Origin of the sequence: Nocardioides sp., from assembly GCF_029937575.1 — a bacterium.
Lineage (GTDB): Bacteria > Actinomycetota > Actinomycetes > Propionibacteriales > Nocardioidaceae > Nocardioides.
On the sequence record NZ_JAPYPS010000004.1, the window covers coordinates 1 to 23,920 of the forward strand.

At 71.3% G+C, this 23,920-nt stretch carries 18 protein-coding genes; 7 read left to right on the forward strand and 11 right to left on the reverse strand.

All coding sequences use genetic code 11. The features are described 5' to 3' along the window. The 5 genes from Q1K33_RS02315 to Q1K33_RS02335 form a co-directional block, all read right to left on the reverse strand. Positions 1-1,442 (reverse strand): NAD-dependent succinate-semialdehyde dehydrogenase (locus Q1K33_RS02315; protein ID WP_300400121.1); only part of this gene is annotated, 1,442 nt, incomplete at its 3' end. Between the two features lie 345 nt (positions 1,443-1,787). Next, positions 1,788-3,716 carry a M4 family metallopeptidase gene (locus Q1K33_RS02320; protein ID WP_300400125.1) on the reverse strand — a complete coding sequence of 643 codons (1,929 nt, stop codon included), beginning with the start codon at positions 3,714-3,716 and terminating at the stop codon, positions 1,788-1,790. 168 nt (positions 3,717-3,884) lie between these two features. Continuing rightward, positions 3,885-6,812: a LuxR family transcriptional regulator gene (locus Q1K33_RS02325; RefSeq protein ID WP_300400128.1), complete on the reverse strand. Its 2,928-nt coding sequence runs from the start codon at positions 6,810-6,812 to the stop codon at positions 3,885-3,887. 94 nt (positions 6,813-6,906) lie between these two features. Beyond that, positions 6,907-8,820 (reverse strand): penicillin-binding transpeptidase domain-containing protein, encoded by a 1,914-nt coding sequence (locus Q1K33_RS02330; protein WP_300400131.1) that lies wholly within the window; start codon positions 8,818-8,820, stop codon positions 6,907-6,909. 82 nt (positions 8,821-8,902) lie between these two features. Continuing rightward, positions 8,903-9,328 (reverse strand): MerR family transcriptional regulator, encoded by a 426-nt coding sequence (locus tag Q1K33_RS02335; protein ID WP_300400134.1) that lies wholly within the window; start codon positions 9,326-9,328, stop codon positions 8,903-8,905. Between the two features lie 57 nt (positions 9,329-9,385). Here Q1K33_RS02335 and Q1K33_RS02340 point away from each other — a divergent pair, with 57 nt between their 5' ends. Continuing rightward, on the forward strand, positions 9,386-10,336 hold the full coding sequence (locus Q1K33_RS02340) for an NAD(P)/FAD-dependent oxidoreductase (protein ID WP_300400137.1): 951 nt from the start codon (positions 9,386-9,388) through the stop codon (positions 10,334-10,336). Positions 10,337-10,434: 98 nt separating this feature from the next. Here the strand turns inward: Q1K33_RS02340 and Q1K33_RS02345 are convergent, their stop codons facing one another. The 3 genes from Q1K33_RS02345 to Q1K33_RS02355 all read right to left on the reverse strand — a co-directional run bounded on the left by Q1K33_RS02345 (position 10,435) and on the right by Q1K33_RS02355 (position 14,521). Further along, positions 10,435-12,228, reverse strand: coding sequence for a DEAD/DEAH box helicase (locus Q1K33_RS02345; RefSeq protein ID WP_300400140.1), 1,794 nt, complete (start codon positions 12,226-12,228; stop codon positions 10,435-10,437). Positions 12,229-12,357: 129 nt separating this feature from the next. Beyond that, the gene (glmS, locus tag Q1K33_RS02350; protein ID WP_300400143.1) at positions 12,358-14,187 is read right to left on the reverse strand and encodes a glutamine--fructose-6-phosphate transaminase (isomerizing); all 1,830 of its coding nucleotides are present in this window, start codon (positions 14,185-14,187) and stop codon (positions 12,358-12,360) included. Between the two features lie 70 nt (positions 14,188-14,257). Further along, the gene (locus Q1K33_RS02355; RefSeq protein WP_300400146.1) at positions 14,258-14,521 is read right to left on the reverse strand and encodes a hypothetical protein; all 264 of its coding nucleotides are present in this window, start codon (positions 14,519-14,521) and stop codon (positions 14,258-14,260) included. A gap of 356 nt (positions 14,522-14,877) precedes the next feature. Between Q1K33_RS02355 and Q1K33_RS02360 the strand changes: the two genes are divergently transcribed. From Q1K33_RS02360 to Q1K33_RS02380, 5 genes are all read left to right on the forward strand, one after another. Next, positions 14,878-15,021, forward strand: coding sequence for a hypothetical protein (locus Q1K33_RS02360; RefSeq protein WP_300400149.1), 144 nt, complete (start codon positions 14,878-14,880; stop codon positions 15,019-15,021). A gap of 222 nt (positions 15,022-15,243) precedes the next feature. After that, entirely contained in the window at positions 15,244-15,810 is a 567-nt protein-coding gene (locus tag Q1K33_RS02365; protein WP_300400151.1) for a YceI family protein, read from the forward strand. 86 nt (positions 15,811-15,896) lie between these two features. Beyond that, complete coding sequence (locus tag Q1K33_RS02370) at positions 15,897-16,298, forward strand: GNAT family N-acetyltransferase (protein WP_300400153.1); 402 nt, start codon at positions 15,897-15,899, stop codon at positions 16,296-16,298. After that, entirely contained in the window at positions 16,265-16,837 is a 573-nt protein-coding gene (locus Q1K33_RS02375) for a GNAT family N-acetyltransferase (protein WP_300400155.1), read from the forward strand. Before Q1K33_RS02370 ends, Q1K33_RS02375 begins: the two co-directional genes overlap by 34 nt. A gap of 34 nt (positions 16,838-16,871) precedes the next feature. Continuing rightward, positions 16,872-17,873, forward strand: coding sequence for an LLM class flavin-dependent oxidoreductase (locus Q1K33_RS02380; RefSeq protein ID WP_300400158.1), 1,002 nt, complete (start codon positions 16,872-16,874; stop codon positions 17,871-17,873). Positions 17,874-17,935: 62 nt separating this feature from the next. Here Q1K33_RS02380 and Q1K33_RS02385 read toward each other — a convergent pair whose 3' ends face one another. Both Q1K33_RS02385 and Q1K33_RS02390 read right to left on the reverse strand, forming a co-directional pair. After that, complete coding sequence (locus Q1K33_RS02385) at positions 17,936-18,073, reverse strand: hypothetical protein (RefSeq protein ID WP_300400161.1); 138 nt, start codon at positions 18,071-18,073, stop codon at positions 17,936-17,938. After that, on the reverse strand, positions 18,070-19,173 hold the full coding sequence (locus Q1K33_RS02390; protein WP_300400163.1) for a hypothetical protein: 1,104 nt from the start codon (positions 19,171-19,173) through the stop codon (positions 18,070-18,072). The genes Q1K33_RS02385 and Q1K33_RS02390 overlap by 4 nt, the downstream gene beginning before the upstream one ends. 131 nt (positions 19,174-19,304) lie before the next feature. Between Q1K33_RS02390 and Q1K33_RS02395 the strand changes: the two genes are divergently transcribed. Further along, complete coding sequence (locus tag Q1K33_RS02395) at positions 19,305-21,065, forward strand: glycosyltransferase 61 family protein (protein ID WP_300400166.1); 1,761 nt, start codon at positions 19,305-19,307, stop codon at positions 21,063-21,065. A gap of 21 nt (positions 21,066-21,086) precedes the next feature. On the opposite strand, the gene Q1K33_RS02400 is transcribed toward Q1K33_RS02395, so the two are convergent. Further along, positions 21,087-23,738: an SdrD B-like domain-containing protein gene (locus Q1K33_RS02400; RefSeq protein ID WP_300400168.1), complete on the reverse strand. Its 2,652-nt coding sequence runs from the start codon at positions 23,736-23,738 to the stop codon at positions 21,087-21,089. Positions 23,739-23,920: the final 182 nt, after the last annotated feature.

Here is a 23,920-nt window from a genome sequence, read left to right on the forward strand (position 1 = left end):
GCGACGTACGTCGTCTCGAGGTACTCCTCGATGCCCTCGAAGCCGCCCTCGCGTCCGAAGCCGCTGGCCTTCATGCCCCCGAACGGGGCGGCCGCGTTGGAGACCAGGCCGGTGTTGATGCCGACCATGCCGAAGTCCAGGGACTCGGCCAGCCGGATCGTGCGGTCGAGGTCCCGCGTGTAGGCGTAGGAGGCCAGGCCGTACTCGGTGGAGTTGGCCAGCGCGACAGCCTCTTCGTCGGTCGTGAAGGTCGTGATCGGCGCGACCGGGCCGAAGATCTCCTCGGCGTTGATCGAGGACTCAGCCGGTACGTCGACCAGCACCGTCGGCGGGTAGAAGAACCCCGGACCCTCCGGCGCGCGGCCGCCCACCAGCACGCGGGCGCCGTCGTGGACAGCGTCGGTGACCAGCTGGCTGACCGACTCCAGGGCCTTCTCGTCGATCAGCGGACCCACGTCGACCCCGTCGTCCTGGCCTCGGCCCAGGCGCAGGGCGCCCATCCGCTCGGCCAGGCGAGCACCGAACTCGTCGGCCACGTCGGCGTGCACCAGGAACCGGTTGGCCGACGTGCAGGCCTCCCCCATGTTGCGCATCTTGGCGAGCATCGCGCCGTCCACGGCGGCCTCGAGGTCGGCGTCGGGGAAGACCAGGAAGGGCGCGTTGCCACCCAGCTCCATGCTCACCCGTTGCAGGACGTCGGCGGACTGGCGCACCATCACGCGACCGACGCCCGTGGAGCCGGTGAAGGAGACCTTGCGGAGCCGGTCGTCGGCCTGGAGGGTCTCGCTGAGTCCGGCGGCGTCGGTAGTGGTGATGACGTTGAGCACGCCGGGTGGCAGTCCTGCCTCGGCCAGCAACGCCGCCAGGGCCAGCATCGTCAGCGGCGTCTGCGCGGCCGGCTTGACGACCATCGTGCAGCCGGCGGCGATCGCCGGCCCGATCTTCCGGGTGCCCATGGCCAGCGGGAAGTTCCAGGGGGTGACGAACAGGCAGGGCCCGACCGGCTTCTTCACCGTCAGCAGCCGGCTGCCGCCGGCGGGCGCCTGCATCCAGCGCCCGTGGATGCGCACGGCCTCCTCGGCGTACCAGCGGAAGAACTCCGAGCCGTAGGTCACCTCACCCTTCGCCTCGGCGACCGGCTTGCCCATCTCGAGGCTCATCAGGGCCGCGAACTCGTCGGCGCGCTCGGTCAGCAGGTCGAAGGCTCGACGCAGGATCTCGCTGCGGTCGCGGGGTGCGGTCGCGGCCCACGCGGCCTGGGCCTCGACCGCGGCGTCCAGGCCCTCGACCGCCTCGGAGGTGGAGGCGTCGGCGACGGTGGTCAGCACCGACCCGTCGGCCGGGTCGATCACCTCGAAACGACGGCCGTCGTCGGCCTCGCGCCAGGATCCGGCGATGAAGAGGCCACGCTGCTCAGCAGAAAGAAGGTCGAGTCCACTCATGCCCTCACTCTTGCACCTGGGCAAACCCGGCGAACGCGTCGCCGCACCGGCGGGATCTCGAGAAATCACGCCAAGACGAGACACGACCTGGGTTGTGGTCGTATAGTGGTCGCAGTCGTCCTTCGGAGGGAGCACCAAGAAGACGACAGAACCCCTCTCTGACCCCATGCAGCGAGGGGTTCGCTCCTTTTTGGTAGGAGCCGGTCGCCCATCGTCGTGCCCCCCTCGACGTACGGCGGCTGGTTGCTCTGGGACGACGACGCGGGGCCCGGCACGTGTGCCGGGCCCCGTGGTCACCTCAGCTCGCCCTCCGGGTGCTCCCCGCCCCGGGGCTCTGGTGCCGGGCTACGGCGTGTCGTACTTCAGCGTGTAGGAGCCCGACCCGGAGTACGAGTAGACCTCGATCCGGTAGGTCCCCGAGCCGGCGCTGTAGGCGATCTGCTCGGTCGACGACGCCGACTCGCTGGAGGCCACGTCGTACCAGGAGGAGCCGCTCCTCTTCTGCAGGTACAGGTCGAAGTCGGCGCTGCTCGGGCCGGTCAGGCAGGCGTTGATGGTGCCGCCCGAGGTGGTGAAGCCCGAGGTGCTCGGCTTCCACTGCGAGGTGCGGTTGCTCAGCGACCCGGTCGTCGTGGTCTCCGAGCAGGTGCCGCCACCGCCAGGGGTGCCGCCACCGCCGCCGCAGGTCGGCTCACCCGACTGCGCCGGGACCGAGACGCCGGCCCACGCGGCCTTGACCTTGTCGAACGTCGAGCAGTCGGTGCTGCCGTAGAGGTTCTTGGCCGCGGTCAGCGTCGCCACGCGCGCCTTGCCGTGGGTCCACGACGAGGTCTTGAGCAGCAGGCCGTTGTAGAAGATCTTGCCGGCGGTCTGGATGCCGAGGCCCGACAGCGTGGTGCCGTTGCAGGTGGTCGATCCGCTGGTGCCCTCGGCCAGCAGGTAGAACCAGTGGTTGAGCGGGCCGGCCGCCGCGTGCACCTCGGTGTTGGGGATGCTCGAGGAGTAGCAGTTGGGGTCGCCCACCGCGCTCGGGTTGGCCATGTTGCGGATCGGGCCCTGGCCGACCAGGTCGGCCTCCTCGCCGACGAGGTAGTCGGCCGGGTCGTCGGGGTTGTTGGCGTACGCCTCGGTCAGGGCGCCGAAGATGTCCCCGGTCGCCTCGTTGAGGCCGCCGGTCTCGTTGCCGCCGGTGGAGCCGCCCGGCGTCGTCTGGAAGACTCCGTGACCGGCCTCGTGCGCGACGATGTCCATCGCCGTCAGCTGGCGGGCGTTGTCGGAGCTGTGCCCGAAGTTGAGGAAGGAGCCGTTGAAGTAGGCGTTGACGTCACTGAGGCCGACCCGCGCCGGGTAGCTGGTGCCGTTGCCCTTCACGCCGCTGCGACCCAGCCAGGCCGACAGCATGTCGATCTCCTTGTCGAGTCCGTAGAGGACGTCGACGCAGGCGGTCTCGAGGTTGGTGCCGGAGCCGTTGCCCCACACGTTGTCCGAGCCGGTGTAGGCCGAGCCGTTCTGGCCGCCGCACTTGACGCCCGAGCGCGTGGTGTCGGTCATCGAGTACGACGAGCCGGAGCCGGAGGTGCCGATCGTGACGCCGGGGTAGTAGTAGCCGTTCCCGGAGCCCTCGTGCACGGCCTCGGAGGCCAGCAGGACGGTGCCGGTGCGGGCGTTGGTGAAGACGGTCCGGATCGACGGTGTGCCGCTCTTCTGCGTGCCGGTCACCTTCGTGCGCCACGCCAGCGTGGGCTTGCCGACGGCGTAGACTACGAGCGCGGGCCTGGAGACCGTGCGCACCGTGGCGACCTGGCGCTTCGCCGTACGGCGTGCGCTCTTGCGGCTCTTCGTGGGGGTGGTCGAGGTCAGGAAGATCGAGCGGGTCACACCCTTCGATGCGCCGGTCACCTCACCCGCGCCGTCGACGGCCACCACGAAGTCGCCTCCGAAGACCGGGAGGTCGCCGACGGTGCGCCGGTAGCTGACGTAGAAGGTGTCCTTCGTGCCGGGCACCGCGGCGCTGCGGCGGATGGTGTCGTCACCCGCCGTGCGGGACTGTGGCTGCCGGGCCAGGTAGCGGGCAGCCGCGTCGATGGCGTCCTGCTTGCGAGCCCGGGTGCCCGCCTTGCTGTCGTCCTGCGCCTGGGCCTCGGCCCGGGCGGGCGACGCCGTCCCCGGCTTGTCGGCGGTGGGGGCCGACTGGGAGGGTGCGGCGGTGCCGAGCGCGAGGGTGGCCGACATCGCTGTTGCCAGTGCCGCCCCGAGCAGCGTCCTGGATCTCATGGGATCTCCTGAGTTCATCCGGTGGGTGGGTGGAGTCGCGGCCGCGCGGTGCTGAGAGCAGGTCCGGGGTCACCGGCCTGCGCGTGCGGCTGCGTCGCAAACCTAGGGAGCAGGACACCCTCGTCGATACGGGGGAAACCCTTGTCCGGACCCGGGCTCGGGCTCGGCTCAGTCGCGGGGCGCGAGGAGGGCGGCGAGTCGCGTGCGGGAGCGGATGTCGAGCTTGCGGTAGATCCGGGTCAAGGTGGCCTCGACGGTCTTGACGCTGACATAGCTGCGCTCGGCGATCTCGCGGTTGCTCGCGCCCGCGGCCACCGCGCGGGCGATCCGCGCCTCGGTCTCGCTCAGCCGACCGAGGAGGCTCTCCACCTGCTCCCCCACCGCGCCCACCGCGCCCACCGGGCCCACCGAGCCCGGTACCGCCGCCCGGTCCGGGGAGAGCTCGGCCAGCACCTGTCCGGCCCACGCCGTGGCACCCAGGGTGACGAAGAGGTCGTGCGCCTCCTGGAGCGCGGTCCGGGAGGCTGCGGCCCGGCGCCGCCGGCGCTCCAGGTGGGCACGGGTGACGAGGGTCCGACCGAGGTCGACGCGCAGGCCCAGGTCGGTGGTGATCTTGGCGGCCCGGTCGAGGAGCATCTCGGCCGCCTCGAGGTCGCCCCGCGCCACCGACAGCTCGGCCTCGGCCCGGTCGAGCTGGGCGATCACCCCCGAGGTGCCGCCGTACGACGTCCGGCGCTCGACGGCGTAGCGCGCCTCGGCCAGCCGCTCGCCGGCCTCCTCGAGGCGGCCCAGGACGACGAGCGCCGAGACGAGGTCAGCGTGCCAGCGGTTGACCGTGGGGTCGCCGAACCCCCCCTCGACCTCGATGTCGCGCACCCGGGTCAGGGCCGCCACGGCGCCGCCCGCATCGCCGGAGCGCAGCAGCGTCTGCCCCAGCACGATCAGGTGTCGCTGCAGGTAGCGGATGTCGCCGGCCTCCTCGGCGGCCTGGGCGCCACGCAGCGCCAGGGTCCGGGTGCGACCGAGGTCGCCCACCAGGAGCTCGGCCTGGGCCCCGATGAACCAGCCGGCGTAGGCATCGATGTCGAACTCGGCACCGACCGCGGCCGCTCGTCCGGCGTAGCGCGTCGCCTCGGCGCAGCGCCCCGTGCGCGCGGCCACCTCCACCAGGCAGCGCAGCACGTGGACGTGGTCCATCCCGGCACCGCGCTCGACGCGACCCAGCATCGTGAGGAACGCCGACCAGGCCTCGTCGAGGCGGTCGTCGTAGAAGGCGAAGCGGGCCGCCATGTAGTCCGGGGAGATGTGCAGGAATCCCGTGGCGGTGGGCTCGGCCAGCTCCACGGCTCGTCGGAGGTACGACGCGTGCTCGACTCCGAGCCAGCGGCGCGAGACCGCCAGGGTGGTCAGTGCCAGGGCGACCGCTCCGTCATCCTCGGCGGCGGGTCGGGTGCGTTCGAGGATCTCGACGGCTCGTTCGGCCGCCTCCCGGCTCGCCTGGGGGCGCGACTCCATCAAGGCGATCCTGGCCCGCTGCAGCAGCACCTGGGCCACCAGCGCCTCGTCCGCGGTGTCGTGCCCGACCGCGTGCCCCGCGGCAGCCGCGTCCGCGGCGGCAGCCGCGTCCGCGGCGGCAGCCGTGAGGACCTCGTCGAGCAGGGCCACGCCGTTGCCGGCCAGCTCGGGGATCGCCAGGCGCAGCCTGACGCGCTGCGCGGGCCCCGGATCGAGCTCGTCGAAGGCCTGCGCGAGGGCTCGTTGCACCAGCTCGACGTGGTTGCCCGGAGCCGCCGTCTCGACTGCCTGGACCAACCACTCGAGCCGTTCGTCGTTGAGCGAGGCGGGCGCCCGGTCGGCGGCCCGCTGGTAGCGCTCGGCGGCGAGCCCACGGCCGCCGTGCGCGGCGGCGTCGCGGGCACCGTCGGCGAGCTCGTGGGCCAGGTCGGCGTCCGGGCGGGGATTGCTCAGCGCCAGGTGGCGCAGCCGTTCGGGGTCGGTGCTGGCGGTCTCGGCCAGCTCGCGGTGCAGATCGGCGCGCTCGTGGGCGGGGACCAGGCCGACCACGATGCTGCGCAGCACCGACGGGGTGAAGCGCAACGAGCCACCCGGGCCTCCGGCGCGATCGTGCCCGGCGAGGAGACCGGCGCCGAGCGCACGTCGTACGTCGTCGGCGGCGGCCAGCCGTCCGCCCCGTTGCAGCTGGCGCACGGTCGGCCGGTGCAGCAGCGCAGCGTGCACGAGCGTCCGGCGCACGGCGTCAGGCAGGCTCAGCACGCGCTCGCGCAGCATGCGGGCGATGCTCGGCGGCACGGGGGTGGGCGACCCCAGCACCTGCGGACGGTGCCCGATGGCCCCCGCGAAGGCGAGTGCGGAGGACGGCATCCCGCCCGACTCGACGCTGATCCGTTGCGCGACGTCGGGGGTCACCCCCAGGTCGAGCAGCAGGTCGACCAGGTCACGCGGATCCAGCGGCGCCACGTCGAGGTGGTGCAGGCCGCTGACGTCGATCTCGTCGGTCCTGGGGGACGGCCCGTCGGGCGAATCCGGCAGCGTGGACGACGGCGTTTCCGGGAGCACCTCCGCCGACTCGTCGTCACCAGCGCCCAGCGTCACCACGACCGAGAGCCGCCCCCGCAGCCGTCGGCGCGCGTAGCCCACGATCGCTGACGACTCCGCGTCCAGCCACTGCACGTCGTCGAGGAGCAGCAGCAGGCGTCGTGACCTGCTCCACTGCTCGAGCACGGCGTGGACGGCGGCCGCCAGGCCGGCGCGGTCGTCGTCGGCGATGTAGCGCTCGAGATCGAGGGGCCGCAGGCTGCTGTCGGGGCCCTCGGACGGGTCTGGTTCCTCGGACGGGTCTGGGCCCTGGGCGAGCAGGTCGCGGACCGCGGCGAACGGCAGCACCCGCTCGTCGGCGGAGCCGTTGCAGCGCAGCACCAGCCGGCGGTCGCTACCGGTGCGGGCGGCCTCGTCGAGGACGTCGAGCAGGGCGCTCTTGCCCACCCCGGTGGGACCGCAGAGCGCCAGCGACTCGCCCTGCTCGAGCAGGCTGGTCACCTGCGCGAGCAGCGTCGAGCGACCGACGACCCGAGTCATGCTCCCAGGCTAGGGGCTCGTGGCCCGGCCGTGATCGTCCGAAGGGCGGAAATCACCCCGCGGGTCACATCGGGGTTGCAGCCTGGGTCCGCGCTCAGCCCGCGGCGCGCAGGAACTCCTCGAGGATCGGCCCGGCCGTCCCGGAGCCGCTGGAGCCGTCCTGGACGAACACGGCGACCGCGAGGTCACCCTGGGCGGCGATCATCCAGGCATGGGTGCGGATGCTGCCGTCGTCCGCGGCGTACTCGGCCGTGCCGGTCTTGGCGATCACGTCCGGCCCGGGTACGTCGGCGAGCAGCCGGCCGCTGCCCTCGGTGACCACACCGCGCAGCAGCGTGCGCAGCCGGCGGGCCTCGGCGGACGAGACCGGCGTGACGCCGTCGGGTGGCGAGACCTCGACCTGCTCGACCAACCGCGGCACCACCAGGTCACCCTGCTGGATCGATGCGATCACGGTCGCCATCGCCATCGGTGAGGCCAGGACGGTGCCCTGACCGATCATGTCGGCGGCGCGGCCGGTCTCGGTCGTCGGCGGCTCGACGGAGCCGAAGTAGGCGGGGAAGCCGAGGTCGTGGTCGACACCGAGGCCGAGGGAGGCCGCCGCATCGGCCAGGTCACGCTCCTCGAGCCGCCGGCGCTCGGCGATGAAGGCGGTGTTGCAGGAGTTGGCCAGCGCCGTGCGGAACGGGATCTTGCCGAGTCCGCCGGCCGGGTAGTCGTCGTAGTTCTCGAAGTCGCGGCCGTCCACGTTGACGGTCGCGGTGCACGGCACCGGGCTGTTGGGCTGGAGTCCGCTGCGCAGCAGCGCGAGAGAGCTGACGCTCTTGAACGTCGAGCCGGGGGCGTACTGACCGAAGGTGGCCAGGTTGAGGCCCCCGTTGCCCGGGCCGTTCGCCGCCGCGAGGATCGCGCCGTCGCTGGGGCGAATGGCGACGAGAGCGCTGGCCGGGTCGACGTCGGCCAGGAACGACTCCGCCCTGGTCTGCAGCCGCTCGTCCAGCGTCAGGCGCAGGGCGTCCCCGTCCTTGCCGCCGAAGCGGATGATCTCGCGCTCCTTGCCGTCGCTGCCCACGGCGTCGACGACCACGCCCGACGTCCCGCTGAGCTGTTCGTCGTAACGGGCCTGCAGCCCCGAGAGCCCCGCGGTGTCGCCGACCTCGAAGCGGTCAGGCTCCTCGGCGATCATCTCCGCGGTCACCTCACCCACCGTGCCCAGGATCGGGGCGGCGAAGTCACGGGTCGGCGCGAGCGGCACCTCGGCGGGCAGGAGCGAGGCGCCGTCGATGTCGGTGTAGGTCCGGCTCACCTGCGCGGGGACGTCCTCGGCACGGAAGGTGATCGCCTCGACGAAGGCCAGGTCGCCGGCTGCCCGGACGCGCTCGCGGAAGTCGTCGACGCCGACGTCGACGAGCCGAGCCAGCGCTGCCGCAGAAGCGACGGCGCGCTTCGCCTTGACCTTGGTCTTGTCGATCCCGACTCGGACCACCGACCGGTTGGTCACCAGACGCAGGCCGTCGGCACCGACGATGTCACCACGGCTACCGGCCACCGTCGAGGCTTCCAGCACCGAGCTGGCGTTGAGGCTCGGCTCGACGACGTCGTGGTCCCAGACGACCTGCCACGCGTCGGCGACCCGCTGCAGCGTGACGTCGGTCGTGTAGGTCCAGGTCTCGGCATCGCCAAGGGGCCACGACCAGGTCAGCGTGGCGGTCGCGGCGTCGCCGTCGGTGGAGACCTCTCCCAGACGGATCGTCGCGGTGCGCTCGCCCATGCCCTCGACCACGGAGACCAGGTCGTCGGTGGCGTCGGTCCCGGTCACGTCGGTGAACGGCACCGCTGCCAGGTCACCCTCGTTGAGCGCGGCCACGAGAGCCGCTGCCGTGCCGTCGGCCTCGACGCCGACCTCCTCGGGGTCGGGCGGCGCCGAGTCGCACCCGGCGAGCAGGCCGGCCGCGAGCACGAGAGCTGCGGGCGCGGCCAGAGCACGGGCCAGGGACGAGGTCGGCATACCCCGGTTGTACCAGCCACCCCCGACTGCTCCGGGCCCCCAGTCCACCGCGGGAGCCGGGTACGACGACCGGTCGCCCGCGTCAGTGCCAGTCTCCCGGCCAGCTCCTTCCCTCGAGCAGGTCCTCGATGCCGGTTCGGAAGTTGGGGCAGTTCGCCACGTCGTGGGCCCGACACCGCAAGGCGTGCTCGGTCATCTGCCGCGACAGCTGCATCTCCTGCATCCGTCGGTCCAGGTCGGCCAGGTGGGCCTCGAGCACGCGGTGCCGGTCGGGCGCGCCGGCGTCGAGCAGGATCGCGATCTGCTCCAACGACATCCCCGCCGCCTTGTTGCGCAGGATGACCGCCACCCGCACCAGCTCGTCGCGGCCGTAGCGGCGCCGCCCGGCGCTGTCCCGGTCGGGCTTCAGCAGCCCCACGTCCTCCCAGTGACGCAGGACGTGGGTCGCGAGGTCGAAGCGTGACGCGAGCTCGCCGACACTCCATGTCGCACCTGGGCTTGACTTCATGTCGACATGAAGTCACATCCTCGTGGTTGAGACAAGTTGTCGACGAGAGGACACACGATGAGCAGCGCCACCATTGCGCGCACGACGAACGACCGCGCCACGGGCGCCTACGAGGTGATCGTGGTCGGGGGTGGCCCTGCCGGGCTCCAGGCGGCCCTGACGCTGGGCCGGATGCACCGCAGCGTGCTGCTGCTCGACAGCGGCAGCTACCGCAACGACCCCACCCGCGCGATGCACAACTTCCTGACCCACGACGGGCGAGCACCCGCCGACCTGCGCGCGCTCGCGCGCGCCGAGCTCACGGCGTACGACACCGTCGAGGTGCGTGACGGCGAGGCGACCCGGGTGGGCCAGGTGTCCGGCGACGACGCGGGCTTCGAGGTCCTCATCGACGGCGAGGCGATCTCCACCCGCCTCCTGCTGCTCGCGACCGGTGTCCGCGACACGCTGCCCGACACGCCGGGTCTCGCGGGGCTCTTCGGGACGGTCGCCGCGCACTGCCCGTTCTGCCACGGCCACGAGTACGCCGGCCTGCCCGTGGCCGTCCTCGGCAGCCACGCGCACGTGGGCCGCCTCGCCGCGATGCTCACGCCGATCGCCTCGGAGGTCATCGTGCTCACGGACGGCGCCGACCTGGACGAGGCCGGCGCGGCGGAGGTCGCCGGTGTCGGGGCGAGCGTGCGATCGCAGGGCGTGTCCGGCTTCTGCCCCAGCTCGCTGGGAGCCACGGTCTCCTTCGGCTCCGGCCCCGACCTCGAGGTGGGTGGCGTGCTCGTGTCGACCACGTTCGAGCAGTCGGCGCCGTTCGCTGGCCAGCTCGGCCTGACCCTGCTGGGGTCGGGCTGCGTGGAGGTCGACGCGATGGGCCGGACGTCGCTGCCAGGCGTCTTCGCGGCCGGCGACGCCGCGCACACCGCGGCCACGCCGATGCCGATGAGCTCGGTCCTGATGGCGGCTGCGGCCGGCCAGATGGCGGCGGCGGCGTGCGTGGCGGACCTGCTGGGGTGAGGGTGGCGAGGTGTCCGGATCCCACAATTGTGCCGTTCTGACACGGTTTCGGCCGCCCGACGTGTCGAGACGGCACAATTGTGCCGTTCGTGCAGGCGTCAGTCGCCCGACTTCTTGTGGCGCGGCTTCTTGTCGCGACGCGGTGCGCCGTCGTACGACGATCCGCCGCCGGACTGCGGGCGGGGGCCGCGGGGACCGCGGTCCTCGGCCAGCTCGATGAGCTTGCCGCTGATCCGGGTGTTCTCGAGCTTCTTCCAGGTCTCGGGCGACAGCTCGGCCGGCAGCTCGACGACCGAGAAGTCGGGGCGGATCTGGATGTGGCCGAAGTCGGAGCGGGACAGTCCGCCCTCGTTGGCGATCGCGCCGACGATCTGGCGGGGCTCGACCTTGTGGCGCTTGCCGACCTGGATCTTGTAGGCCTTCATCGGCTGGTCGTTGCCGCCGCGGGGGCGACGCTCGCCCCCTCCGGACCCGCCGGAGCCGCCGCGCTCGGGACGCCCGCCCTTGTCGGGGCGGTCCTTGCTGAAGGTCTCCTGGCGCAGCTTCCGCTCGGCCGCGGGGTCGAGCAGCAACGGGGTGTCGCCCTGGGCGACGACGGCCAGCGCCGCAGCGACGTCGGCCTCGGGCACGTCGTGGTGACGCACGTAGTGGGCGACGATGTCGCGGAACTGCTCGATCCGGCCGCCGTCCGCCAGCGCCGCGGTGATCTGGTCGTCGAAGCGCGTCAGACGGGTGACGTTGACGTCCTCCACGCTGGGCAGCTTCATCTCGGTGAGCGGCTGGCGGGTGGCCTTCTCGATGTGCTTGAGGAGGTAGCGCTCGCGCGGGGTGACGAACGAGATCGCGTCGCCGCTACGCCCGGCCCGGCCGGTGCGACCGATGCGGTGCACGTAGGACTCGGTGTCGGTGGGGATGTCGTAGTTGACGACGTGGCTGATCCGCTCGACGTCGAGGCCGCGGGCCGCGACGTCGGTGGCGACGAGGATGTCGAGCTTGCCGGCCTTGAGCTGGTTGACGGTGCGCTCGCGCTGCACCTGGGCGACGTCGCCGTTGATCGCCATCGCCGAGAGCCCGCGGGCGCGCAGCTTCTCGGCGAGGGTCTCGGTCTCGTTCTTGGTGCGGACGAAGACGATCATCCCCTCGAAGTTCTCGACCTCGAGGATGCGCGTGAGGGCGTCGACCTTCTGCGGGTAGCTGACGATCAGGTAGCGCTGGGTGATGTTGGCCGCCGTGGCCGTCTTGCCCTTGACCGTGATCTCGACCGGGTTGGTGAGGTACTTCTTCGACAGCCGCCGGATCTGGGCCGGCATCGTGGCGCTGAACAGCGCGACCTGCTTGGTGTCCGGGGTGTCGGCGAGGATCGTCTCGACGTCGTCGGCAAAGCCCATGTTGAGCATCTCGTCGGCCTCGTCGAGCACGAGGAACTTCAGCTCCGTCAGGTCGAGCGTGCCCTTCTCGAGGTGGTCCATGATCCGCCCAGGAGTCCCGACGACCACGTGGACGCCCCGGCGCAGCGCGCTGAGCTGCACGCCGTACGCCTGGCCGCCGTAGACGGGCAGGACGTGCACGCCCTTGGTGTGGGCGGCGTACTTCTGGAAGGCCTCGCAGACCTGCAGCGCGAGCTCGCGGGTCGGGGCCAGCACCAGCGCCTGCACGGACTTCTGGCGTACGTCGAGCTGATCCAGGATCGGCAGCGCGAACGCGGCCGTCTTGCCGGTACCGGTCTGCGCGAGGCCGACCAGGTCGTTGCCGGCGAGCAGCGGCGGGATGGTCTGCGCCTGGATGGTGGAGGGGTTCTCGTATCCGACGTCGCGCAGTGCCTTGAGGACGGCGTCACCGAGGCCAAGGTCTTCGAAGGTGGGCTCGGGGGTCTGCTCAGAGATGTCGTTCACCCGACAACGGTAGTGGCTCACGCCACTACCACTCCATTCGACGGCGCGGTGCGCTGGGTCACCCTCGCGTTGTGGTGCGAGGCTGTGGTTGCGGCGATCAGCCGTCCCACCGGGGTTTCGACTCGCTGCTCACTCAACCGTGACGGACTTCGCGAGGTTGCGCGGCTTGTCGATGTCGTGGCCCAGGTGCAGCGCGGCGCGGTAGGCCAGCAGCTGCAGCGGGATCGTCAGCAGGATGGGGTCGAGCTCGCGCTCGGAGCGGGGGACGTCGAGGCGGCGACACTCGATCTCGCCGAGATCCACGTCGGGGTGGGTGATCACCACGAGCGGGCCGCCACGCGCGGCGATCTCGTGCAGGGCGCCCACGTTGCGGTCGGTCAGCTCGTCCTGCGGGACGATCGCGACGCTCGGCACGTCGCCGGAGATCAGGGCCAGGGGCCCGTGCTTGAGCTCGGAGGTCTGGTAGGCCTCGGCGTGGCGGTAGCTGATCTCCTTGAACTTCTGGGCACCCTCGCGCGCGACGGGGAAGCCGCGCACGCGTCCGACGAAGAAGAGGCTCTCGGCGTCCGCGAGCACCTGCGCGATCTCTCCGATCTCCTCCTCGCGCTCCAGGACCTGACCGATCTGCTCGGGCAGCTCCAGCAGCGCCGCGATCAGCCGCTTGCCGTCGGAGATCGACAGGTCTCGCACCCTTCCCAGCTGGAGGGCGAGCAGGGCGAAGCCCAGGAACATGTTGGTCAGCGCCTTGGTCGAGGCGACCGCGACCTCCGGGCCGGCGTGCAGGTAGATGCCGCCCTCGCACTCACGCGCGATCGCCGAGCCCACGACGTTGACCAGGCCGATGCAGCGTCCGCCCTTGCGGTGGATCTCCTGCACGGCGAGCAGGGTGTCGATCGTCTCGCCGGACTGGCTGACGGCGACGTAGAGGGTGTCTGGCTCGATGACCGGGTTGCGATAGCGGAACTCGCTCGCGGCCTCGGCATCCGCCGGGATCCGGGCAAGCTCCTCGATCAGCGAGGCCCCCATCTGGCCGACGTAGTAGGCCGAGCCGCAGCCGAGGATCTTGACCCTCTTGATCGCCCGGGTCTCGCGGGCGTCCATCGGGAGGCCGCCGAGGTGCGCGGTGCCGAAGCGCTCGTCGAGGCGACCGCGCAGCACCCGTTCCGCGGCGTCGGGCTGCTCGAGCATCTCCTTGTGCATGAACGACTCGTGCTCGCCCGCCTCGTAGGTCGCCGGGTCGACGTCGACCTCGGTGGCCGTGCGGTGGGTGGAGGTCAGGTCGGCCCGGTACGTCGTGAAGCCGCCCGCGGTGAGCGTGGCGATCTCGCCGTCCTCGAGGTGGGCCACCATCGTGGTGTGCCGGATCAGGGCGGCGAGGTCGGAGGCGACGAGCATCTCCTTCTCGCCCACGCCGATGAGCAACGGACTGCCGTTGCGGGCGACCACGATCCGGTCGGGGAAGTCGGCGTGCACGACCGCGAGCCCGTAGGTGCCGTCGACGGCCGAGAGCGCCTCGGCGACCCGGGCCTCGAGGGTCTCGGCGGTGGAGCGAGCGATGAGGTGGGCGAGCACCTCGGTGTCGGTGTCGGACGTCAGGTCGATGCCGTCCTCCGCGAGCTGGGCGCGCAGCGTCGAGGCGTTGTCGATGATCCCGTTGTGGACCACCGCCACGTCGCCCTTGGTGTCGGTGTGCGGGTGGGCGTTGACGTCGTTGGCCGGCCCGTGGGTCGCCCAGCGCGTGTGGCCGATGCCGACCTTGCCGCTGAACCGCTTGGGCAGGTCGTCGGTGAGGTCACGGACGCGACCGGCCTTCTTGGCCACCCGCAGCGCCGATTCCTTGGACCCGCCCAGCACCGCGACGCCGGCCGAGTCGTACCCCCGGTGCTCCAGGCGGGTCAGCCCTTCGAGGATGAGCGGGGCGGCCTGCTGGGTCCCGATGTAGCCGACGATCCCGCACATGTGTCCTCAGTTCTCTGGTCGTGTCGCGTGGTCTGGTGTCGTGCTGGTCTGGTCGGGCGAGCGGTGGGGGCTATCCGTGCACGATGCGGCGCAGCTGGCGCGGTGAGAGCAGCGGCGCAGCCACCACGCGGTGCTCCAGCTCGGAGGCCACCGTCGCGAACACCTCGGGGTTGTGCAGCCCGGTCAGTCGCAGCTCCGCGTGCCGACGCCGTACGTAGACCTCGAGGCTCTCGGCGTGGAAGGCGACCACGTCCTCGATGACGCGGGCGGCCTCCGGGGCCGTGAGGCCGGTGCTCCCGACCAGGTGCGCCACCAGGTGCGCGTCCGGCGTCATGAGGGAGATCCTGCGACCCGGAGGTCCCGAAAGCAACTTCTGACCCGAATCCGGGTCAGAAGAGGACAATCGGTCTCGGTACGCGGATGGCACCCGATATCGGGCGGGAACGGCTGCGACATGGTGTCGCCGTACCCACTGGGGAGGCAGATCCGTCACCGCGTGACAGATGTGACGGGAGTGGCGTCCATGAGTGCGCCCCGCTGGACCCTCACGTCTGACCGGTGGGGGAGGGACGCTCCTCAGCTCCCGCTCGAGGGAGCGCAGTGGGGGAAACGATCCGGATTCCGGACTCTCTTGGCAGCGCGGGGCAGTTCGTGTACCTTGGTGAACAGAAGATGAACAGGAGGTGTCCGATGACTCGCGACACGACACTCAGGCAGGCCCAGCTCGAGATGCGCTGGATCCCGGTGACCGACCCCAACGGTCGCCACCGGATGGAGACTGTCTGGCTCACGCCGGACCAGGTCGCCGCCCACGCCACCACGCACGCCGCCTGAGCCTGGTCCCAGGCTGAGCCTGGCCCCGCCCCGCGCGGCGACCACGACGCCGTACGGCGCCCCCAACCCGCACCACGGACAGCCGTCGACCCACCGGTCGGCGGCTGTCGTCGTGTCACGAGGAAGGGTGCACGAGAAATGTCGGCGCGGTCGGGAATGAACGCGCCCTGACCGTCCGTTAGGGTGATTGATAGTTCAACCACCTACTTCGAAGGACACCTCATGAGCGAGTTCGACGCCGGCACCACCGCCATCGCCGACATCACCGGCGATTACACCATCGACGCTGCCCACACCCGGCTCGGCTTCGTGGCCCGCCACGCGATGGTCACCAAGGTCCGCGGCCAGTTCAAGGAGTTCAGCGGCACCGCCCACGTGGACCCCGCGACGCCCGCCAACTCCAAGGTCGACATCACCATCGCCGCCAGCAGCGTCGACACCGGCTCGGCCGACCGCGACGGCCACCTCCTCTCGGCCGACTTCTTCGGCGTCGAGGAGACCCCGGAGATCACCTTCTCCTCCACCGACGTCTCGCGCGACGGCAGCGAGTGGACGATCGTCGGAGACCTGACCATCAAGGGCACCACCAAGTCGGTCAGCATCGACTTCGAGGAGGTCGGCACCGCGCGCGACCCCTTCGGCAACCTGCGCCTCGGCTTCGAGGGTGCGACCACGATCAACCGCTCCGACTGGGGCTTGAGCTTCAACGCTGCTCTCGACACCGGCGGCGTCCTGGTCTCGGAGAAGATCAAGCTCGAGTTCGACATCTCGGCGATCGCCAACGCCTGACCTGACTGCTCGGCACCACGCACCGGTCTGGACCGGACCCGGATATTCCGTGGTCCGGCCCAGGCCGGTGTTGCTTGAGTACTCCCGTGCCCACGCCACAGCCGCAGCCGCTGCCGTCCCACCTGACCTCCCGCCCCCTGGGCCAGGACGACGCCCGCGCCGTCTACGAGGCGATGGCGGCCCAGGAGTTGCACGACCTCGGTGAGACCGAGATCGAGGAGGCCGACATCGTCGGCGACTGGCAGCGGCCGAGCTTCGACGTGGCCTCGAGCACCGTCGGCGTCTTCGACGGCGAGCACGGAGACCTGCTCGTCGGCTACGCCGAGATCACCGGCGCCGACCGCGGCGACGCCGCCGTGTGTCCTTCGCACCGCGGTCGCGGCATCGGCACCTGGCTGGCCGCCTGGATGCGCGAGACCGCCCGGGCACGCGGTGCTCGGATCATCGGGATGCCGTGCCCGAGGGCTCCGCCGGCGACCTGCTCCTGACCTCGCTCGGCTACCACGTCCGCTGGACCAGCTGGGTCCTCAAGCTGGACCGCGGCGCCGTGGTGCCCGACCGACCGCTGCCCGCCGGCTGCACCGTCGGGGCAGCCGATCCCGCCGAGTACGGTGCCGTGCACGACCTCGTCGAGGACGCGTTCCTGGAGTGGTCGGACCGGGAGCGGGAGAGCTACGACGACTTCGCGGCCGTCACCACGCTGCGGCCCGGGTTCGAGCCGTGGCACCTGCGCGTCGTCCGCGGTCCCGACGGCGTACCGCTCGCCTGCGCCCACGTCTCGGTGTACGACGCCGAGGACGGCCGGGGCTCGGAGGCCTACATCACCCGGCTGGCCACCCGGTCCGACCAGCGTGGCCGCGGCTTGGCCCAGGCCCTCATGGTCGACACGTTCGCCCGTGCTCGCGAGCACGGCGCCGAGACCTCCGGGCTCTCGACCGACAGCCGCACCGGCGCGCTCGGGCTCTACGAGAAGGTGGGCATGCGGGTGACGTCGACGTGGCTGCACCGCGCGGTCCACCTGACCTGACCCGGCCAACTAGAACTTGTTCTAGCCTGCAGGCATGCCGCGCACCCAGTTCGTCGTCCGCTACGACTTCCGGGCGCCGGGCGCGACCCCCGCGCAGCGGCAGGAGCTCTACGGGCGCAGCCTCGACCAGGCGGCGTACGCCGACGAGGCCGGCTTCGACGCGCTGATGCTCTCCGAGCACCACGTCAGCGACGACGGCTACCTGCCGAGCCCGGTGCCGGTGGCAGCGGCGATGGCCGCGGTCACCCGGCGCTTGCCGATCACCATCTCGGCGTTGCTGGTGAACTTCTACGACCCGCTCCGCCTGGCCGAGGAGCTCGCCGTCCTGGACCACCTGAGCAAGGGCCGGGTCAGCCACACGATCGGGCTCGGCTACCGGCGCGAGGAGTACGCGCTCTTCGACCGTCCGTGGTCCACCCGCGGCGCCGATCTCGAGTCCCGGATCCAGACCCTGCTCGCCGCCTGGACCGGCGAGGAGTTCACCTACGACGGCCGCCGCGTGCGCGTCCTGCCCACGCCGTACTCCCAGCCGCACCCGATCCTGTTCTACGGCGGCGGCACCCTCGCCGCCGCGCGTCGCGCCGGACGCCTCGGCCTGCACTTCCAGCCCCAGCACGGCGACCCTGCCCTGAAGGACGCCTACGACCAGGCGTGCCGCGAGGCGGGCCGCGATCCGGGCTTCACGCTGCTGGCACCCCCCGGGCCTGCCAACGTCTTCTGCTCCGAGGAGCCGGCGGCCTTCTGGGCGCGCCACGGCCACCACCTCCTGGCTGACGCGACGGCCTACCAGCAGTGGCACGGCGACGCGGCGTCGTACGTCGTCGACACCTCGCGCACGGTGGAGGAGATGCAATCGGCCGGGGTGTACGTCGTGCTCGAGCCCGACGACCTCGTCGAGCGGTGCCGCTCCGGGGAGATCGCCCTGGTCACGACGCACCCGGCCTGCGGAGGCCTTCCGGCCGAGCCGTCCTGGGAGAGTCTTCGACTGATCGGCGACCGGGTGATGCCGGCCCTCACGAGCCGCGAAGCGCGCTGAGCGACGTGCCCCCGATCAGCGGCTCCCCGGGATCCGCTCCTGCGCGCTGACCTCGACGGTGGTCACGACGTCATCGCGTCGCCGAAGGTGCCCAGCGGGCCGTCGACCCAGCGTCCGACGACGATGCGGACACCGCTGGCGCTGCCGACCCCGGCGATGTGACCTCGGAAGCGGAACCGTCGGCGGAGGGCGACGTTCACCTGATGCGGATCGTCCTGGTGCCGCGATCGCCCTGGGTGCGCAGCAGCACCTTGGCCCTGGTCGAGCGCTTCCCCCTGGTCGCCTTCTTGCCGGCCTTGGTCAGCTTGGCGGTCACCTTGCTCTTCCCTCCGGTGCGCGACGAGAAGGAGGTGGTCTTGGCGAGCTTGCCCTTGCCCTTCGCCTTGGTGACGAGGAGCTTGCCGCGGCAGGAGCCCACACAGCTGATCGGGATCGTCACCTTGCCGCGTCGGGCGTTGACCGACCCGCTGCGGATCTTGCCACCGCACGGACTGGGCAGGTCGGCGAGCCTGGCGGTCCGCCGACCGCTGTTGCCCACGCCGCTGGTGCAGAAGGTGAACTCGGTGGTCAGCCGGATCGACGGGGTGCTCGTGGCGTCGGTGCGCACGTCCTGCGGAGCGATCTGCGGGTAGAGCTGGGTCACGCCGGGGTTGTTGCCCTGGGCGAAGTCCGCGGAGTTGGGCGGGTTGGGGGCCGAGGTCACCAGCAGCGGCAGGGCACCGGTGCCGGCATCGGCGCTGAACCCGACGTAGTCGGTGATCGCGATGTTCTGGTTGGGGAACGTGTCGTTGACCATCGGCAGGTTGAGCGGGACGGCCGTCACCGTGTTGGGCTGGAAGGTGAACGTGCGCGTCATCTGGTCGCCGAAGCAGCACTGCGTCGAGTTGGGGATGATGTTGCCCTGGGCATCCACGCCGGAGCGCGCCTGCATCACGGTGAAGCGCAGCGGGGCCGGGCTGTCGCCGGTGCTGACCCGGACCAGGGTCGCCCGCCCCCGGGGGGCGGGCGCCGCCCCGTTGGCCGGGGAGAGCGGCGTGATCTGGAAGTACGAGCAGGTCGGGGAGCCGCTCGCGAAGACACCGTAGTTGCCTGCCGAGTCGGCCAACCGGAACCCGGCCTCGCACCCGAAGCCTACGTTGGGCGTCACCGACGCGTTGCCGCCGAACTGGATGGCCTCGGCCCGACTGACCGCCGGCCCGAGGCCCGCGCCGACCACGACGAGCAGAGCGCTGACGAGCAGGGCTGCTCGACTCCGGATCCGGGCCGTCCGGGGCAGGCGGGCCAAGGCGAGAGCGGTCACGACGATCTCCTGGTGGGGGCGGTCCTGCGACTGTGGCGGGCGACGACGCGTCGAGTCTAGGCAAGCGCCGTGGCTGGGCGCAGTCGTTCACCGGACTGGCTGCGGCGGCCGCGGACTCGTACGCCGGTGGGATGACGCCCCCTGTCCACACCGGGCGCACCGGCGCGTCGGCGGCCCAGGTGTCGGCCGAAGCCGTCGGCCCGCATAGGGTCGGCGCCATGCAGGCCCGGCAGCACCGCACGCTCGCCGAGCTGCTCATCCTCGTCCAGCGGGAGATCGAGGTACCCGAGCCTCGTGCGACCAGCGGCCTGGTCGTCGTGATCGCCGCCACCGAGCAGCGCCTCGCCGCGCTCGACTGGGCGGCAGCCGGACTGCCGGAGGGCTCCGTCCACACCCTCGTCGGTCGTCGCGCCGACGACCTGACGAGCCCCCTGCTGGGGCTGCCGCCAATCTCGGTCGTGATCGACACCCGTGCGGCCCTGGCGCCGCAGCAGGCGCGCCTCTTCGAGGCGGCATTCTTCGCCCTCGAGCCGGACGCCGTGTGGGTCGCCGTCCAGGGCGGCGCTTCCGCGGGTCCCGCGTCGTCCGGAGGCAAGCTCCCGCAGCTGGCCAGGCTCGCCGAGAGCTTCTCCGCGTCGTCGCGCCCGAAGGACGTGAAGCCGCGCTGGCGCACCCACCACCGCAGCTGCGAGGAGGCCGTCCTCACCGGTGAGCTCGCGCTCTTCCGCAAGGGCCGCTCGCACCTCCTCAAGGTCCGCGACGCCGAGGCCCTCACCGTGCTGGCCGAGCGCGAGCCCGGGCTCGTCGTGAGCGTCGTCGGCCAGCGGCCTGCCTGCACGCTCACCACCCACGACCACCAGCAGCACGGTGCACGGGTCGACGGCGACCAGCTCCCGGCCGTGCTCGAGTCGCCACCGCTGGAGGTGCGCCGCTACGACGGGACGATCACGCTGCCCCTCAACTCGCTGGCCTACCACGGGCACACGCTCCTGCCCGACTCCTTCCGGTGGCACCTCGCCGACGTGCCCACCGCGTGGGGGATCAGCGACACGGGCACCCGCTTCGCACGGCTGAAGCCGCACGACCAGCCGACGCACCTGCCGGGCTCCTACTTCCACTTCGGCTACAACAACTCCGGCCACTTCGGGCACCTGATGACCGAGGCCCTGGCCAAGCTGTGGGGCTGGGACGCCGCCAAGGCCGACGACCCGGACCTCAAGATCCTCTGCCGCCTGCACCCCGATCGGGCGCAGGGTCCGGACAAGCGCCTCGAGTCGCGGTTGCTGCCGGCGTACGGCATCTCGCCGGACGACATCGCCTGGGCCGACGGCCCGGTCACCGTCGACCGCCTCTACGCGTGCACACCCATGTGGCACAACACGACTCCGTTCTACGCCCACGACGCGCTGCGGGCCGACTGGGCGCGATTGCGCGAGGGTCTGCTGCGGCGACAGCACACCGCGGCGGGCCAGGGACCGGAGCGGATCTTCGTCTCGCGGCGCGGCGGCAACCGGACGTGCCGCAACGTCGAGCAGGTCGACGCGCTCTTCGAGGCCGCCGGCTACACCGTCGTCTTCCCCGGTCCGCTGCCGCTCGAGGAGCAGGTCGCCCTCTTCGCGGGGGCCCGGGTCGTGGCCGGCTTCGGTGGCGCGGGGATGTTCAACCTCGCCTACGCCGAGCGTCTCGAGTCGGTGGTCGTGCTCAACCAGTGGGCCTACGAGGCCCGCAACGAGCAGCTCTTCGCGGCCGTGCACGGCGCTCCGTGCCACACCTTCTGGAGCCCCCCGGACGTCGACCACGACGGGGGCCGCAGCTACCAGGCCCACCAGTCCAGCTGGGAGTTCGACCTGGGACTGACCGAGGAGCTGAGGTCGCTGCTCGCGACGTTGTGACTCGTCGCGAGCACCACGTCCTCAGCGCAGGCGCACCCGCACGCGGTCACCCTTGAGCCGTACGACGAGGTGGGTCGCTCGCCGGAGCTTCTTGGCTCGCAGCGAGATCCGCTCCGGCTCGCCTCGTTGGACGCGCACCTGCGACGTCCTCAGCGGCGCCTTGTGACGCATGGCCACGACCGTGGCCCGCCCCGACCTCTCGGTGAGGAGCCTGGCAACGATGGTGCGGCCGTGCCTGACCGCCTTGCGCACGGCGATGGGCGCGGGCGCCGGACCGGCCGGAGTCGGGGTCGTCGGCGGTGCGACGGGGTCGCCCTCGGCCGCCACGATGACCAGCACCGTCACGGAGTCGGTGTTGTCCGACGGGTCGTCGTCGGGCGTATCGGTCTGGACCACCACCGTGTTCTCGGGCGTGTGGAACTCGCTGTCCGGACCGGGCTGGAGCTCGAGGCAGACCAGGTCGAACGTCGCCTCGATCGGCTGCGAGGTCGGGTTGAGCACCGAGTAGCGCCAGGTCACCGGCTCGGCCGACGGGTCGGGCGGGTAGGTGAAGGTGGCCGTCAGACCCTTGGCGCCCTTGCCCTGCGTGGAGGCGCAGGTCACCTGGTGCTCGCTGCGACCCGGGGGCAGGGTCACGGTGATCTCCGGGTGGGTGAGGAGGAGCTCGTGGGTGTGCCGGGGGTGGGTACGGCTCGCGTCCGCGTAGCTCAGTCGCGCCTGCAGGGGTACGTAGCTGACCGTCACGACGGCGTCGACGTCACCGTCCGGCACCTCGAAGACCAGCTCCCACCCGTACTCGCGCAGGTGGGACTCCATCAGTCTCGCGGAGCCCGCGACCACCTCGTAGCCCGGCGCGGCGACGTGCGTGCCGAGTCCGGCATCCACGACCACCGAGTGGGTCGACACGCCGTTCGGGTCGCTGGCGTCAGCGGGCTCGGCGGGCAGGGTGTGCGCGGCCGAGCGGACCGAGCCGGCCAGCACCTCGTGGTCGTGGTCGTTGCCGTCCACCGTGCCGGGCGCCAGGCAGACGAGCTCCATGTTGCCCTGGGCGCGTCCGGCCGCGGTGTTGTCCAGGACGATGCGCCCCGCCGTGCGCGAGGTGGGGAACGCACCCAGGCGCGTCACCTGGTCGGTCGTGCCACCATCCACTGCGTCGACCCGGACCAGCACGTCGGTGACGTAGCCTCGCGCGCCGCAGTCGAGGTCGAACGTGCCGTCGGCGCCGCCGTCCAGCTCCCAGGTGCGGTCGACCTTCTGGACGTCCAGCAGGTGCTCGTGGCCCGTCGGGGGAGCCTCGTCCGGGTGCTTGCCCCGGACGCGGCCCTTGATCGTGATCGTGTGCTGCTGGCCCACCCTCATCGTGCCGAGGTCGCAGGACACCTCCTGGCTGTTCGGCGAGGTCAGGCACGGTGTGGCTGCGCTGCTCGTCGCGTCGAGGACCTCGAAGCGGTCGGGAACGTCGTCGGTGGCGACCACCTGGCGCGCCCAGGACGGGCCGTCGTTGGTCACCACCATCGTGTAGGTGATCAGGTCACCGCCGTAGTACGTCGTCCGATCGGCCGCCTTGGTGACCGACACCTCGGCTCTGGTCACGAGGGGTGTCTTGTCGGTGGAGACGTTGTTGTCGAGGTTGCGCTCGAAGGACGTCGTGGCGACCCGTCCCGTGTTGTAGATGTCCCTCGGCAGCAGGTCGGGCCGCGAGAGCGATCGCACCGTCACCGTCCGCGTCGCGTTCACCGCCAGCGTGCCGAAAGAGCAGGACAACGAGAGCCCGCTCGCCGAGCACTGCGGGTGCGAGACGTGGGTGATGGCGGTGTAGTCGGACGGGAAGGTGTCGCTGACCGTCACGTCGGCAGCAGGCCACGGCCCGTTGTTGCGGATGACCAGGTCCCACTCGCTCTCCAGACCCGCTGTGGTCGGGTTGACTACGGAGGTCTTGGTGATCTGGACGTCGGTGACCTTGCGGTTGCCGATCAGCCCGACTTCGTACTCCTTGAAGCCGGTGTCGTAGGCCACGCTCACCGAGCGCTCGGGGGTGGTCTCCTCGTAGCCGGCCGGCACCACCTCGCGCACGGTGTAGGTGCCTGCGGTGAAGCGCTCGTCATCCTCGGCGTCGAGCTTGAACCGGTAGTCGCCGTTGCCGGAGGTCGTGGTCTCGGCCAGCTTGACGCCGCCCTTGTAGAGACGCATGACGACGCCGTTGATCCACCCTTCGCCCGGGTCCTTCGCCTTGTTGCCATTCCTGTCCTCGAACTTCTGACCGAAGATCTCCGGGATCGGACCGTCCACCGGGTCGCTGAAGTTGCCGCAGACGAGCGCGATGAAGCCGTTGCCATGGAACTTCAGCTTCGACTGTCCGGACCACATCCTTCCCCACTCGTTGCGCGGCGCCACGTCATCGCAGAACGGCTGCACCCCCGCCGGAACAGTCCGGGCTGTGGAGCACCCCGACCAGTCGTCGAGCCCGTAGTCGTCGGTGAAGCCGACCTTGGCCCAGTAGAGGAAGTTGCGGTCGAAGCCGTTGGCCCGGAAGCCTACGTCCGCGGCGGGGCTGCGGAAGTAGGAGGGGTCCAGGTAGCCGTCGGCATCCGTCGTCCCCGGGTCTGCGATGGCCAAGCGGTCGACGCCGGCGCTGTGCTTCATGGCGATGTAGCACTCGTCGCTCTGATACACGTAGGTGCAATGAGCGGGAACCGCCGAAGCCGCTGTTTCTGTGGCGGCCAGTCCTGTGGCAACCAGGACGGAGACAAGCAGAAGTCGTAGACACGCGCGCAGCACTTGAGATCCCCCTCGAAGTCGGGGCCGCCCTCACAGCCCCGCAGACGCCGATCCCGGATCTCGACACACCAATCCTG

What these genes read in the sequence shown, in the direction of transcription:
- Q1K33_RS02320 (WP_300400125.1), bottom strand. Translation starts at nt 3,716, where the DNA reads ATGAGATCCAGGACGCTGCTCGGGGCGGCACTGGCAACAGCGATGTCG.
- Q1K33_RS02325 (WP_300400128.1), bottom strand. Translation starts at nt 6,812, where the DNA reads ATGACTCGGGTCGTCGGTCGCTCGACGCTGCTCGCGCAGGTGACCAGC.
- Q1K33_RS02330 (WP_300400131.1), bottom strand. Translation starts at nt 8,820, where the DNA reads ATGCCGACCTCGTCCCTGGCCCGTGCTCTGGCCGCGCCCGCAGCTCTC.
- Q1K33_RS02335 (WP_300400134.1), bottom strand. Translation starts at nt 9,328, where the DNA reads ATGAAGTCAAGCCCAGGTGCGACATGGAGTGTCGGCGAGCTCGCGTCA.
- Q1K33_RS02340 (WP_300400137.1), top strand. Translation starts at nt 9,386, where the DNA reads ATGAGCAGCGCCACCATTGCGCGCACGACGAACGACCGCGCCACGGGC.
- glmS (WP_300400143.1), bottom strand. Translation starts at nt 14,187, where the DNA reads ATGTGCGGGATCGTCGGCTACATCGGGACCCAGCAGGCCGCCCCGCTC.
- Q1K33_RS02355 (WP_300400146.1), bottom strand. Translation starts at nt 14,521, where the DNA reads ATGACGCCGGACGCGCACCTGGTGGCGCACCTGGTCGGGAGCACCGGC.
- Q1K33_RS02360 (WP_300400149.1), top strand. Translation starts at nt 14,878, where the DNA reads ATGACTCGCGACACGACACTCAGGCAGGCCCAGCTCGAGATGCGCTGG.
- Q1K33_RS02365 (WP_300400151.1), top strand. Translation starts at nt 15,244, where the DNA reads ATGAGCGAGTTCGACGCCGGCACCACCGCCATCGCCGACATCACCGGC.
- Q1K33_RS02380 (WP_300400158.1), top strand. Translation starts at nt 16,872, where the DNA reads ATGCCGCGCACCCAGTTCGTCGTCCGCTACGACTTCCGGGCGCCGGGC.
- Q1K33_RS02395 (WP_300400166.1), top strand. Translation starts at nt 19,305, where the DNA reads ATGACGCCCCCTGTCCACACCGGGCGCACCGGCGCGTCGGCGGCCCAG.